General features: G+C 50.0%; 14 protein-coding genes. 8 read left to right on the top strand and 6 right to left on the bottom strand.

The features are described from left to right. The first annotated feature begins 6 nt into the window (after positions 1 to 6). The 3 genes from PUZ33_RS21160 to PUZ33_RS21150 all read left to right on the top strand — a co-directional run bounded on the left by PUZ33_RS21160 (position 7) and on the right by PUZ33_RS21150 (position 3,466). Positions 7 to 795: a DsbA family protein gene (locus tag PUZ33_RS21160; protein ID WP_274205366.1), complete on the top strand. Its 789-nt coding sequence runs from the start codon at positions 7 to 9 to the stop codon at positions 793 to 795. Between the two features lie 580 nt (positions 796 to 1,375). After that, complete coding sequence (gene repA / locus PUZ33_RS21155; RefSeq protein WP_229078612.1) at positions 1,376 to 2,389, top strand: plasmid replication initiator RepA; 1,014 nt, start codon at positions 1,376 to 1,378, stop codon at positions 2,387 to 2,389. An 846-nt stretch (positions 2,390 to 3,235) separates the two neighbouring features. Beyond that, positions 3,236 to 3,466, top strand: a complete 231-nt coding sequence (locus PUZ33_RS21150; RefSeq protein WP_126493959.1) for a DUF2767 family protein — start codon at positions 3,236 to 3,238, stop codon at positions 3,464 to 3,466. Positions 3,467 to 3,487: 21 nt separating this feature from the next. Here PUZ33_RS21150 and PUZ33_RS21145 read toward each other — a convergent pair whose 3' ends face one another. The 4 genes from PUZ33_RS21145 to PUZ33_RS21130 form a co-directional block, all read right to left on the bottom strand. Beyond that, positions 3,488 to 4,255: a TraX family protein gene (locus tag PUZ33_RS21145; protein ID WP_126493958.1), complete on the bottom strand. Its 768-nt coding sequence runs from the start codon at positions 4,253 to 4,255 to the stop codon at positions 3,488 to 3,490. A 319-nt stretch (positions 4,256 to 4,574) separates the two neighbouring features. Beyond that, positions 4,575 to 5,072: a hypothetical protein gene (locus PUZ33_RS21140; RefSeq protein ID WP_106672662.1), complete on the bottom strand. Its 498-nt coding sequence runs from the start codon at positions 5,070 to 5,072 to the stop codon at positions 4,575 to 4,577. A gap of 180 nt (positions 5,073 to 5,252) precedes the next feature. After that, the gene (locus tag PUZ33_RS21135; RefSeq protein WP_098140623.1) at positions 5,253 to 5,819 is read right to left on the bottom strand and encodes a hypothetical protein; all 567 of its coding nucleotides are present in this window, start codon (positions 5,817 to 5,819) and stop codon (positions 5,253 to 5,255) included. Beyond that, on the bottom strand, positions 5,816 to 6,079 hold the full coding sequence (locus PUZ33_RS21130; RefSeq protein ID WP_022646507.1) for a hypothetical protein: 264 nt from the start codon (positions 6,077 to 6,079) through the stop codon (positions 5,816 to 5,818). The genes PUZ33_RS21135 and PUZ33_RS21130 overlap by 4 nt, the downstream gene beginning before the upstream one ends. A gap of 275 nt (positions 6,080 to 6,354) precedes the next feature. Here PUZ33_RS21130 and PUZ33_RS21125 point away from each other — a divergent pair, with 275 nt between their 5' ends. After that, complete coding sequence (locus PUZ33_RS21125) at positions 6,355 to 7,392, top strand: hypothetical protein (protein ID WP_098140622.1); 1,038 nt, start codon at positions 6,355 to 6,357, stop codon at positions 7,390 to 7,392. Then, on the top strand, positions 7,389 to 7,679 hold the full coding sequence (locus PUZ33_RS21120) for a korC (protein ID WP_098140621.1): 291 nt from the start codon (positions 7,389 to 7,391) through the stop codon (positions 7,677 to 7,679). The genes PUZ33_RS21125 and PUZ33_RS21120 overlap by 4 nt, the downstream gene beginning before the upstream one ends. A gap of 531 nt (positions 7,680 to 8,210) precedes the next feature. Here the strand turns inward: PUZ33_RS21120 and PUZ33_RS21115 are convergent. Further along, the gene (locus tag PUZ33_RS21115; protein ID WP_098140620.1) at positions 8,211 to 8,591 is read right to left on the bottom strand and encodes a hypothetical protein; all 381 of its coding nucleotides are present in this window, start codon (positions 8,589 to 8,591) and stop codon (positions 8,211 to 8,213) included. Positions 8,592 to 9,568: 977 nt separating this feature from the next. On the opposite strand from PUZ33_RS21115, the gene PUZ33_RS21110 reads away from it, so the two are divergent. Genes PUZ33_RS21110 through PUZ33_RS21100 form a run of 3 tightly spaced genes read left to right on the top strand, consistent with a single transcriptional unit; the run spans position 9,569 to position 12,160 of the window. Next, positions 9,569 to 10,978: a cytochrome ubiquinol oxidase subunit I gene (locus PUZ33_RS21110; RefSeq protein ID WP_098140619.1), complete on the top strand. Its 1,410-nt coding sequence runs from the start codon at positions 9,569 to 9,571 to the stop codon at positions 10,976 to 10,978. After that, on the top strand, positions 10,978 to 11,988 hold the full coding sequence (gene cydB, locus PUZ33_RS21105) for a cytochrome d ubiquinol oxidase subunit II (RefSeq protein ID WP_096489976.1): 1,011 nt from the start codon (positions 10,978 to 10,980) through the stop codon (positions 11,986 to 11,988). Before PUZ33_RS21110 ends, cydB begins: the two co-directional genes overlap by 1 nt. 25 nt (positions 11,989 to 12,013) lie before the next feature. Then, positions 12,014 to 12,160: a DUF2474 domain-containing protein gene (locus PUZ33_RS21100; protein ID WP_000859348.1), complete on the top strand. Its 147-nt coding sequence runs from the start codon at positions 12,014 to 12,016 to the stop codon at positions 12,158 to 12,160. Positions 12,161 to 12,320: 160 nt separating this feature from the next. On the opposite strand, the gene PUZ33_RS21095 is transcribed toward PUZ33_RS21100, so the two are convergent. Further along, on the bottom strand, positions 12,321 to 12,650 hold the full coding sequence (locus tag PUZ33_RS21095; protein WP_274205365.1) for an iron-containing alcohol dehydrogenase: 330 nt from the start codon (positions 12,648 to 12,650) through the stop codon (positions 12,321 to 12,323). Positions 12,651 to 12,736 lie beyond the last annotated feature (86 nt).

Raw genomic sequence — 12,736 nt, 5'->3', positions numbered from 1 at the left:
CAGGCAATGAAAAGACATAAATTAGCGGTATTATTAGTTACAACATACATTGGCTTTATTGCAACGGCACACGCTTCGGCCCCGCAGCCGGTCTTCAGCCCGGAGCAGGAGGCCCGTATTGGCGAAATCGCAGCAGACTACCTGGTGTCCCACCCGGAGATACTGGTGACGGTCAGTCATAAGCTGCAGGAACAGCAGGAGGCACGTAAGCAGAAAATGTTTTCACTCAGCGTGATGGAGAATCAGGCGAACCTTTTGCATGATCCGGACACACCGGCCTACGGGCCTGATAATGCAAAGGTCGCGGTGATTGAATTCTTTGATTACCAGTGCGTGTTCTGCAGCCGCTTTGCGCCGGAGCTGGAGAAGGTTATGAAAGCGCAGCCGGACGTCCGCTACCTCTTTAAGGAGTGGCCAATTTTTGGTGGTCGCTGGGAAGCCTCACTTCAGGCAGCGCAGCAGGGGCTGACGGTCTGGCAAAAGAAAGGAGCGCAGGCCTATGTCACCTATCACAATGCCATCTACGCCACCGGCCATAATGAAGGCAAACTGACGGTGGAGGATATTCACGGGGCAGCGTCAAAGGCGGGACTGACCGCCCCTGCTCCTGGCGACCATACCGCGTCCCTTGAGAAAAACAGTAACCTGGCTGAGGCGCTGGGACTCACCGGAACGCCGGGCATCATCGTCATGCCCGTTAGCGGGGCGACTCCTGACACCATCACGGTTTTCCCGGAAGCCGTTACCGCTGAAAGACTCCAGGCAGCAATCCGGAAAGCCTCACGCACACAGTGACCCCAGTCCTGTAGATCGTCTCCCGCCAGAGGCTGATCTTCAGATTCCGCGCGTAAATGCCATCTTTCCGTTCCGTTCTCCTGCGCTTCCTCGATCAGGCCTGCCGGCCTGATACTGCGGCGAGCGCTGCCGGTTATAGTCCCTTAAGGGCAATTAGCATGCAAACTATGGACGGTTATCTGGTCTAACATCTGGAAAAATTACTGACGAGAAGGTAGTATTCGGATCGTCAGCGATCGTCTTGTGGTGGGACAGATTGTTGATTCAGATTACTTTTGTGACCTAACTCAAACTGACGGTTTGACTGCTTTGTGGTGAGGCAGACGGGTGGCAGAAGATGGTTTTACGGAAGAAATGCGGACTTCCGGAAACAAACAGGGACAGGACGTGTCCGTTAAAACGTTCAGGAGCAGGTAACGGGATTGCCCGGTGCCTGAATGCACAAACCCCCCGATAACTGTCATCATCTTGGCGGAAGACACAGATATCAGGGGGTCCAAAAGCAGGCGCGTTGCCTGTGAAGGATTATAACGCATGCACCATAGAAAACAACACCCGGCCGCCATAAGAACAGGCCGCCGTGAATGACAATCAGATTTCTGTTCACTGGTCAGATCTACCGAAAGATGAGCTAACCCGTTTCTGGCAGGATGTCGATGCCGGCACTCAGGGTAATTTCCTCATTGCACCGGTCAAAAAACTGACCCGCCGCAAACGCGGTGAGCATTCCACAAAAGCCAAATGTGAGAACCCGGCCTGGTATCGCCCGGAGCATTATAAAAAGCTCTCCGGACAGCTCGGTCATGCCTACCATCGCCTGGTGAAAAAAGACAAAGAAACCGGGCAGGTCAGCCTGCGCATGCATGTTTCTCGTCACCCTCTCTATGTCGCTGGCCGCCGTAAAGCGGGACGTAAATATGGCTTCCGTCCGGAACGTCAGCGCCTGCTCGATGCGCTCTGGCCAGTGCTCATCAGCTTCTGTGATGCCGGCAAGCATACCGTTGGCATGTGTATCACCCGTCTGGCAAAAGAGCTCAGTGCAAAGGACGCAAAAGGCAATGTCATTCCTGAAACGGAGGTGACGGTGTCACGCCTTTCACGGCTTATTGAGGAACAGGTACGGTTTGGCGTTCTGGGTCTTGCGGAAGAACGCACCTGGGATCGTGAATCCCGCTCCTGGCTGCCAACGTATGTTTATATCACCCCCGTTGGATTCCAGATGCTGGGCGTCGATATGGACAAGCTGTTTAAAGAGCAGGAGAAGAAGCTCCGCCAGAGCGCCGAGCGTGAGCAGCTGATCCGGGAAGGGGTGATGAGCGAACATGATGATGTTCAGCCCCACTCTGCGCGGAAATGCTGGTCTGGCCGTAAGCGCCGGGAGGCTCTCGTTTACCGCCGCAAAAAAGGCGCGGAGCGTAAACGTGCCAACAACCTGATTAAGCTGCCGGCAGATGAACGACTCCATGCAATGTCTGAATGGATTTATCGCACCCTGCCGCCTGACGAAGCGTACTGGTGCACATCTGAGCGCCTGAAGGCTCTGGCCATCCAGCATCTTTACCAGCTGGATCTGGCGCTTTCTCCACCGGACTAGTCACAAACGACACAACAGTCTTGCTGTTTACAGGCCCCTCACCGGGGCTTTTCGTGCTGGTTTTTTTCGGTCATTCCGCTCATTTTTCACCCATCATCCCTTCCTCCTTCCGATCACCATGACGTTCTGCCGGTCGTTATGGCCCGCAATGGCCACTGTCTCTTTTTTTTACACAGAAATCCGCAAACGAATAAGTGAAGTAACCCGGAAATGGATAAAAGACATTCCGCAAAACAGTCTTACTTCACCTTTTTTATCTCTCTGTTCATTACATTCCAGAGTAGATCTTTGTCTTCGGCCACTCTGTGGATAACGTAAAATGCCTTCGCATGCAGCGGCCTCACGGCCGCGCGCTCAGAAGGAAATCAAAAGTTCCTCCCGTCGCAAGCGCCGGGCCCCGTTCTGGCCAGAACCTCGCATCACATACATACCTGACCCCTGCTAAACCGACGCCGCCCCGGCCCATAGGGCCGGAACACCCTCGCTTTTAGAGGGATGTTGTAACTAGAGCTTCGTGTGGCTGTAGGATACGGGGCGAGGCTTGAGCGTACACGCTCGTAAGCGCCTTCCGGCGCTAACGCGGAGATACAGCCCGTCAGCGGCCTCTGGCCTCGACGGACTCACTCCGATCGCGCACAGTAACAACAGGAATGGCATTAAGCGGGTATGGCCTGGCAGGGTGAAGGGCGGGATTGGGAGAACCTATCAATCAGTGACGGCTTACGCCGGCCACGACGCCACCCACCCACTGCATACAATTCCGCTCCGGCTGGCGTCTCTATGCCGCTACGCGGCATAATGGCCATGTACCATTATGTTGAACTGACTCACCGTGGAGATAGCAGGATGGACTATTCAGAAGTGTTCTTACGTCAGCATGATGAGATGTGCCAGGTCGTGGGCAGTATTGTGTTTTCACTTGTTGAGGCCGGACACGATTCCACCAGTGAAAATATTGTTGCTGTGCTGCGAAATGGGATTGCCGAAAGCGGGAAATGGGAGCCGGACCAGATCCTTTATCTTCAGCTGGCCATTGATTTACTGGAGCGGGGGCGAGGGGTTCCCGGGGCGCACTGACGCCCCGAAACTGTGGCTCTCTCACCAGAGGTGCATCAGGAGGAGCAGCACCAGAAGATGGCCGATATAGGCAATGTAGAAGAAATGTCGTGGCATGAAGCGCGGGCAGCCTTCCGGACACAGATGAATGCTCAGGGACAGGGCCATCAGGGGAAAAACGAGTGTGGGAAGAGTGGCGAACAACAGCGTGTCTGCCGGCAGACTCAGCAGATGCGATAATCCGTTCAGGCAACACAGCGCCAGGACGGACACGATAATTCCCGTGAGCTGCACACCAGGTTTTTGTCCGCCGGTGGTGATTACCATGCCGGTGGCCAGCGCAACACCCGCCAGACCGTAACTGGCCGGACTCAGCGGCCAGATCATGATGGCCAGCAGCAGAGCACCGGCAAGACTTCCCTTTCTGCCGAACCGGTACTGCAGGGCGAGCAGCTGCGTGACGCCGGCGAACACGAAGAGAATGTTCAGTGCCCACCACGGCTGATGGCCGGCAAAGACCAGGCTGAAGACGGGCTGGGTGATGATGGCCCATATCCACAGACGGTTTGCTCTCACCTGAAGACGTTCTGGTGCGCGCCGCACGTTCATCGCCCAGATAAGCGTGAACAGGGGGAATGCCATCCGGCCAAGCGCATACATCACCGGCTGAGCTGGGGTCATAAACACCGTATTGATGTGGTCGATCAGCATGGCCAGGAGCGCCAGAAGCTTGACCATATCCAGGGCGGCCGGACTGAGCTGGCCGGGTGTCTGAAGGGGGTGAAGAAGGCCGTGAACGGACTGATTCATTCGGTGTATTCTCCTGCCGGCACGCCATCAGCAGCCAGCTCTGGACATGATGCCAGAATGCCCTGCCCGTCTGAGACGTCACGCGAACCTTTAATTTCTCCAGAATTTTGCGTGCAGCAAACTCCGATTTATCCCGCAGCACACGCATGGCGCCTGCCACATCCTTATTCTGAATACAAAGACTTAAAATATGAAAATCGTTCATAACCCTTCCTTCCTGACCCATTAATTATCGGCACATCAGGGAAAAGATTTATGCTAAATTTATCATTTATTCAGTACGTTACATTGTATATCAGGGGTATGTTCAGTATTAACATTATGTTCCTTGTGACGGCTCTCCACCGTTAGTGAGGGCATATTCCTCACGCAGTTTTTTGGCTGCCGCTTTCCAGGTTTTCGCCCATTCTTCATTCAGTCGTCCTTCACCAACAATCTTCAGGGCAATGGCATAGGGTGTTCGTCCTTGTTGTCCGGACAGCCACAGAATGTGCTTATCAATCTCATCATCCGGGATGTCATCGACTATTGAATGGATAAGTTCGAGGTCGTCCTGTTGCCAGGGTTTCCCGGTGCGGGGAAAGACGGCATTCGGTTCACGCGGTTTTTTGGCCTTCTCTGCCTTTTTTCCTGAACCCGCTACTTCCAGGGCTTCATCTTCAGCTGCGATCAGCCGCTGACGCTCCCCCAGTCCTCCGAGTATTGCAACCGTCCTGACCATATTCTCGCGCTGTTCCCGCGTCAGACTTCTTTCATCGCAAATCAGGTCATTCAGGGTGTCAATCAGGCTTTCTATCCGGCTCTGTGTCAGTTTCACTCTTCAGGGTCCTTCACGGTTTAATTGGTTTCAGCATCATGTGAAGCTCATCCATTATCAGTCACGGGCATACGGGGGGTTATTGCGAAAATAGCGCCCGCTAGGCAGACGTTCATCCGGCCTGAGTCTGTAGAGTCAGTCACTGAATGCTGCGTGAGTTTTGATACGGTTTCTGCCAGGTTAATCCTGGCTTTCGTTAATCTGAATATGTACCGGAAGACCCGCGTCATAACAGGTCTGATACCAGTCAGCCACCTGGAGGGGATCGCCTTCCATTATCTGACGTATTCCACCTGCATTCGTTACTTGCAGACAGGTGGAGCCGTCGAGCCGGATCACGTAGGCTGCCTGACAGATACGGTGAAGGCTGTCACCGAGAAAAACCTCCACCGCCTCACCGGTTGCCGACTCGCGCAAGGGCAGACTGTGCACCTTCAACTGGCGCTGGCGGGATATTTCGTCATCACGCGCTGCCTGATAAAGCGGTTCCGCCACATCGCGTCCGGCCCCGGTCAGCTCCACGGCCAGCTGCTGGTTAGGCGCGCGCAGGGTGCGCAGCCAGCCCGCTGCTTCCATGCGCCGGCAGGAGGCGCGCAGGTTCGGCCCGTACACCGGGGCGTCCCCGCCCTGTTCCAGCACCCGTTCAATATCCCGCGTGGCCACCGGCCCCGGACGTTTCGAATCCAGGGCGGCCAGCACAATCAGCACCCGCCGCTGCAGCGGTGACGGGCGTCGCGCCAGTGTCATTGCTTATCCGTCTCCGGCCAGATGAGTTTTCTGAGACGCTGATGATCGACGTCAATGAGCGCTTTGGTTTGTTCGTAATTTTTCATTGGCGCACCAGTAATCGCCAGTTCATACCAGAATTGCAGAAGGGTGCTGGCCATACTCGATTCGCTGATGTATTTAGCGCCCTGACTGTCCAGCTCGCATTCACGGATACGTTCTTCCGCTATCCGGGTCAGCTGCTCATAGCTGAGTGAAAAATTCACTTCTTTCTCATCCATCCTGCACGCTCCGTCTGATAATGTCCGGTTTAGTAAAAAATCATACTTCATATGATTCATGTATTAACTGTAGAATATCATATCAGATATGATTATTATGAATAACGATAAATATCACACACAGTATGATTTTATGCGTTTTGTTTATTTATCATATTTCTTACCGTTTTCCCGCCACGCAGATCCGAAAAGATGCTTAGGCGGTTCTTTTGCGGCTGACATTCTTTTGAGTTTTAATGACGTGATATAGCAAGCCCACACAGAGGGAAAGAGGAATGAGCCAGCAACTGCGCAAGCGGTCTGACATTGAGAAAAAGGTTGCGGCCGGAGAGGCTGTTAAGGAACAGCCGCGTCAGCTAATCAGGGACACTATCACCGGGAAAATCATTTCTAACGAGCGGGTGCCTGAAACGCTCCCGGCCTGCCTGATAGCGATGCAGTCGAATACGCTTGTCTACAACGATGTAGATGTGGAGGCCTTTCAGCGGGAAGTCCGTCAGCAGGTATCACAGATACTGGACGCCATCAGGGATGAGCGATTTGAAAATGCCGGCATAGCCTATCAGCAGTTTATAGACCAGTATGATGCGTGTTTCGAAACGCCTTCCGTGGATGTACTTGGTGAGGTGAAACGACGTGGTATAGATCTTTATGCGGTGCTGGAACATCAGGGAACCCGTCTTACGGCAGAAATGTGCGTTGGAGGTAGTCATGATCGAGCGTCTGAACGCAGCTTTAATGCCGTCACCGAGGCTCATATCAATCTGTTTTTCTATATGCTCACGCTGAATCTGGCGATCCATAACAAGATTGACAATGTCCAGAAACAGCTACGTACTAAACTCGGTTTTCTGGAAGAGCGGCTCAGAACGTTGCTTAACGAGTACATCTATGCAAATCAACTTGGCCGGATCGTTCTGGACGGGTTACATGCAAGCGAGACCCTTTATGGCTGGATTTTGCTTGAAAAAAATGACCTGAACGCTGCCCGGTTGATTTATAAGAATGATTTGAAGCTGAATAACGAAATGAAGTTTGCCGAGCTTCATGCAGAGGTGATGAGCATCTACCAAAAGAGGTACACATCTGAAACGCCTGAAGATCTTCGGAATAGAGCTTTCTCAAGGTGTGGGTTATCCGAAGACAGAGCACAATTCGCTTTTAAGCTGTGTTATTACCTTCACCAGACAGGACAGATTAGGAAGTATATCGATGAGCTGACGCAGGGTGCTGATAACAACGACACGAGTGACGCTACCGTGGATGTCCGGTCCCTCCTGGTTCCCTCAGCATCCGGGCTCGCAACTCAATGAAAGACGAAATAGCACGACAGATCACCGGACTTATTGAGCTGAAAAAATTTAATGGCTATACGCTGGTCAGCGGAGAAGACTGGCAGAAGCCTACTGTCACCGAAATCCTGCTGGTCCGGAGATTTATCCCCCTGACTGACAGCCAGCTGGCTAACCGACTGGATGTGGACGAACGCACCATCCGTAAGTGGAAATCAGGAGAGACCAGTATGGTGTACACCACTTGGTGCTGCCTGTGCTGGCTGGCTGGGCTGGGGATGCCGCTCGATAACATTATCAGTGGCTGAAGATTCGCTTCCAGATGCGTCTGAAAATGAATCGTCTCTGATATCGGCAGCGGGAACGGATGATATGAGGGAGACGGTCATAGTTTTTCCAGAACAATGTCCAGCCCTGATACCCCTTGACCACTAATAGGATGAAGCAGCCGGCTTTGAAGATGCCATATGCGATGGCGGTGAGGATTAGAAATACAGTCATACGATTTTCCTTATGTAAAACTGTATTTAGAAAATCCGATGCGGCCTTTAAGGCCGGACTGTAAAAAAACCTGAAAAAAGTTTCTCTTTCCTCTTTGTTGCTATTACTGGCTTTGTCAGCCTTGAATTTTGCTTTTCATGCAATATTCCCCTAATGACAACTATCCAGAATTTTTTTGTGCTTCTGCAAAAATCCTTCTTCTCTTCTCCTGAGATCCGAAATTCATTGAGTCGGAAGACTGGATACCTCTCCAGAACGCAGAATCACCTGAGTTACCAGAACAGCAGACGTAAAAAAGGCCGCTGAAGCGGCCTGATTAGATTATCCGGGCAATTCACTCAGCCTGGAAGTTTTTCAAGGAACTGGAGGACTGCCTTCTGGTATGCAGTCCAGTTTTTAGCGCTTTCCCACGGGGTTGAACCGTCGTTATAAAAATAAATATCGCTATCGAGTAATCCCGGAGCACCTGCAAGAAGATGATCACCGTAAACAGCGTATTCCGCGCCGTGGCCACCGGCCTGCGCCATAAATCCCAGAGGTTTATATTCGCGATTAAGAAGCAGATATTTACCGGGTTCATGTTCTCGGACAGAGTACGGCAAATTGAATCGCATTAGCCATTTCATGGCATCGGTCTTACTGTTTCTGATTTTAAATCCGCGAAAATCATTTTCAAAACAATGTACTACCGTTTCAAGTCTGCTCTTTAGCGTTTGCATGTATCATCCTTTGTGCATTTGCCACGATGGGAATTAATTGCTTACAGTGCAGCTTCGAGGATACAGGATTCAGACAGTTACTTATAGCGATGCCTGAGAGAATGGCCTGTACGTCTGACAACGCAGCAGGCTGAATTCCCGGATGTTGAATAATGACCCTCAATGCCACTCTCACCTTCAACGCCTGTGGAACTGTCGTTCCACTCCTCTTCACGTCCGGTTCCGTGAGAGCGCTGGACCTGCTCCGGACTGAACTGATAGCTGAGGAGTGCCTCTGGTCTCTGACTGTTAAAATAATTGTCTCGCCAGAAAAACGCCTCAAGGGTCCGGATACTTCGGCATAACCAGAATGGGGTCATTTGCCTGTAGGGTCCGGAACTCATCAATGCAGCTGATCCTGAACACCTCCCGCGGTCTGTCGACGGTAGTCAGTTCCTTGTCGATTATTTATTCCTTTGTTTGTGACATCTACTTCTGATACCAGAGCAAAAATCTAATCCATATGTATATGAAATAATTTGTTGTTTAAAAAATGAGATTTAATATCCTTAGCTAGGACACCAGAATATACCTGGTAGAATGCACGAGCATATTGATTTCTTCGTGTATCAGTGGTCAAAACCGGACGGTATGCATATTACAGAAACATCTAATCACCTAAATTTTTCAGTAAGTTACAAATAAATCCCCACTATTAAGAATTACTCTCAACACTATTTGTATCGTGCAGTATCAGGAATGATCGTGCTTACTGACACAATAACGAAAATCCTGCATTTTTGTAATCGACCTCATCTATCACTACATTATTGCAACTTATTGGACACATTTAATCATGTGCTTAACAATGTACTTGCAAGTGAGTTTTTATCTCATACAAAAAAATGATTGTTTTCAATAGTCGAAATTTCTCATCAAGGCTCTGATTTGATAAGAAATAATTAATTATCAGTGTATTATCGGGGTTAAGGTGAACTATGTTCGGATTAGATGCCTTCCATTTGGCCAGGATACAGTTTGCATTTACTGTTTCCTTCCACATTATTTTCCCAGCAATAACCATTGGTCTGGCCAGTTTCCTGGCCGTGCTCGAAGGGTTATGGTTAAAGACACGAAATGACACTTACAAGGAGCTCTATCACTTCTGGTCAAAAATTTTTGCAGTAAACTTTGGTATGGGTGTTGTTTCCGGTCTGGTTATGGCTTATCAGTTTGGTACCAACTGGAGTGGCTTCTCACAGTTTGCAGGGAGTATCACCGGTCCATTGCTGACCTACGAAGTTCTGACTGCGTTCTTCCTTGAAGCGGGTTTCCTTGGTGTCATGCTGTTTGGCTGGAATCGTGTTGGCCCCGGTCTGCACTTCTTTGCTACCTGTATGGTGGCGCTGGGGACACTGTTTTCCACGTTCTGGATCCTGTCATCCAATAGCTGGATGCAGACTCCACAGGGTTATGCCATCGAGAATGGTGTTGTTATCCCTGTAGACTGGCTGAAAATTATCTTTAACCCTTCCTTCCCGTTCCGCCTGTTACATATGTCCACTGCGGCTTTCCTTGCAAGCGCTTTTTTTGTCGGAGCATCAGCAGCATGGCATCTGCTAAAAGGCAATGATACTCCCGCGATTCGCAAAATGTTCTCTATGGCATTGTGGATGGCATTAATCGTTTCCCCGATCCAGGCCGTTATCGGTGATGCGCATGGTCTGAATACTCTTGAGCACCAGCCGGCAAAAATCGCTGCGATTGAAGGACACTGGGAAAATAAACCTGGTGAAGCAACCCCTCTGGTTCTGTTTGGCCTGCCAGATATGAATGCAGAAGAGACGAAGTACAAAATAGAGGTCCCTTATCTTGGCAGTATTATCCTTACACACAGCCTTGATAAGCAGGTGCCTGCCCTGAAGAGTTTCCCTAAAGAAGATCGTCCTAACTCCACTATCATATTCTGGTCTTTCCGCGTAATGGCTGGCTTAGGGATGCTGATGATTCTTCTCGGGGTGGTCAGCGTATGGCTTCGCTGGCGGAAACGTCTCTATACATCTAAACCGTTCCTCTATTTTTCTCTCTTCATGGGGCCTTCGGGACTGATTGCGTTACTGGCCGGTTGGTTCACAACTGAAATAGGTCGTCAACCATGGGTCGTTTATGGCGTACAGCGAACGAAAGATGCTGTTTCTGCACATGGCGATTTACATATGTCAATCAGCTTACTGGCGTTTCTGCTTGTTTACACCTCAGTCTTTGGCGTCGGTTATATATATCTCGTACGTCTGATCAAAAAAGGGCCTGTACATGCTGAGGAGCATCAGGAAGTAACGGATGGAACACCTGCCCGTCCTCTGTCAGCGGTAAATGAGGGTTTGGCAACACGTGGGAGAGACAAATAATGGGTATTGATCTGTCAATTATCTGGTTTGTCATCATCGTCTTCGCTACGTTGATGTATATAGTGATGGATGGATTTGATCTGGGAATCGGTATTTTGTTCCCGTTTCATAAGCACGATGTCGATCGCGATACAATGATGAATACCGTTGCGCCTGTATGGGATGGCAACGAAACCTGGATGGTACTGGGGGGAGCGGCATTGTACGGCGCGTTTCCTCTGGCTTACGCGGTTATCATTGATGCTCTTAGTATTCCGCTTACCGCAATGTTACTTGGGCTTATCTTTCGTGGTGTGGCCTTCGAGTTTCGTTTTAAAGCAATTCCGGAACATCGACCTATCTGGGACAAAGCATTTATCGTCGGCTCTGTACTGGCCACTTTCAGTCAGGGTGTTGCAGTCGGAACCTTATTAAATGGATTGAGTGTGTCCGGACGTACATTTAGCGGTTCTGCATTGGTTTGGCTTGCCCCGTTCCCTCTGTTCTGCGGATTGGGACTGGTTCTGGCCTATGCCCTGCTGGGTTGCACCTGGCTGATTATGAAAACAGAAGACTCGCTTCATCGCAGGATGTCAGAGCTTGCAACTCCGTTAACCCTTGGTTTACTGGCAGTTATTGCAATTATCAGTGTCTGGACCCCATTGACTCATCCTGAGATTGCCAGTCGCTGGTTCAGTATGCCAAATGTCATCTTTTTCCTGCCTGTACCATTGCTGGTCCTTGTTTGTTGCTGGGGTATCGTTCGCAGTGTTTATAGCCGTCGATCCAGCTTTGGTCCCTTTATGCTGACGTTAGGATTAATCTTCCTTGGTTTCAGTGGTCTTGGGATCAGTATCTGGCCATATATCATACCGCCTTCTGTAACCATCTGGCAGGCAGCGTCACCTCCTCAGAGTCAGGGCTTTATGCTAATAGGTGGCTTGTTGATTATCCCTGTAATCCTGATGTACACCTGCTGGAGTTACTATGTATTCCGGGGGAAGGTAAAAACTGGCGACGGTTATCACTAATGGTGAGGTCAATGGAGAAACTTAAATGAAAACCGTTGATGAAACACCTCGTCCATTCTGGAAAAAATTGATGTGGCTGGTGATTATCTGGGCTGTCAGTGTAATGGCGTTGGGGGTCGTTGCTACAATATTCAAATTGCTAATGACAGCCGCTGGGATGAAAACGCACTAACGTTTAAATCGGGTTACCAGAGGTAACCCGATTTTCTTAGTATCAAAAAGACATGTTTATGGCCAATTTCTCTGGTCAGAAGTGATTTAAATTTCTGACCATGAACTTGTACAACTTTCCTTCAGATATAATTCAGATAACGGTGTAAAAAGGAGAATGCTTACATACGAGCTTTGTAGAGCTCAATAATCTCCGAAAGGCTTGCCTGACGAGGATTGGTTAAAGAACAAGCATCATTTAGTGCATTTTGTGCCATAAATGCAAGTTTATCCTCCGTTACACCAAGATCAGCCAGGCGTTGATTCGTACCGACTTTTTGCGACAACATCTCAATTGCTTCGATAGCAGAATTAATGGCCTGCTCCTGAGTCATTGTTGAGACATCAATCCCCATTGCCCGGGCGATTTCAACAAAACGATCGGGAACCTTTTTCGCATTAAATCGGGATACTTTGAATCGCCACGGGTTTAACAGACACCTCAGAGTCATTTAAGATGGCTTAAAGAGAGGTGCCCATGAGCGGTAAGCGTTATCCCGAAGAGTTTAAAACTGAAGCAGTCAAACAGGTTGTTGAT

The sequence above is a fragment of the Enterobacter cloacae complex sp. 2022EL-00981 genome (assembly GCF_028737495.1).
Taxonomy (GTDB): domain Bacteria; phylum Pseudomonadota; class Gammaproteobacteria; order Enterobacterales; family Enterobacteriaceae; genus Enterobacter; species Enterobacter cloacae.
The sequence above is the reverse complement of the archived record's forward strand: the minus strand, read 5'-3'. Positions and strand labels throughout refer to the sequence as shown.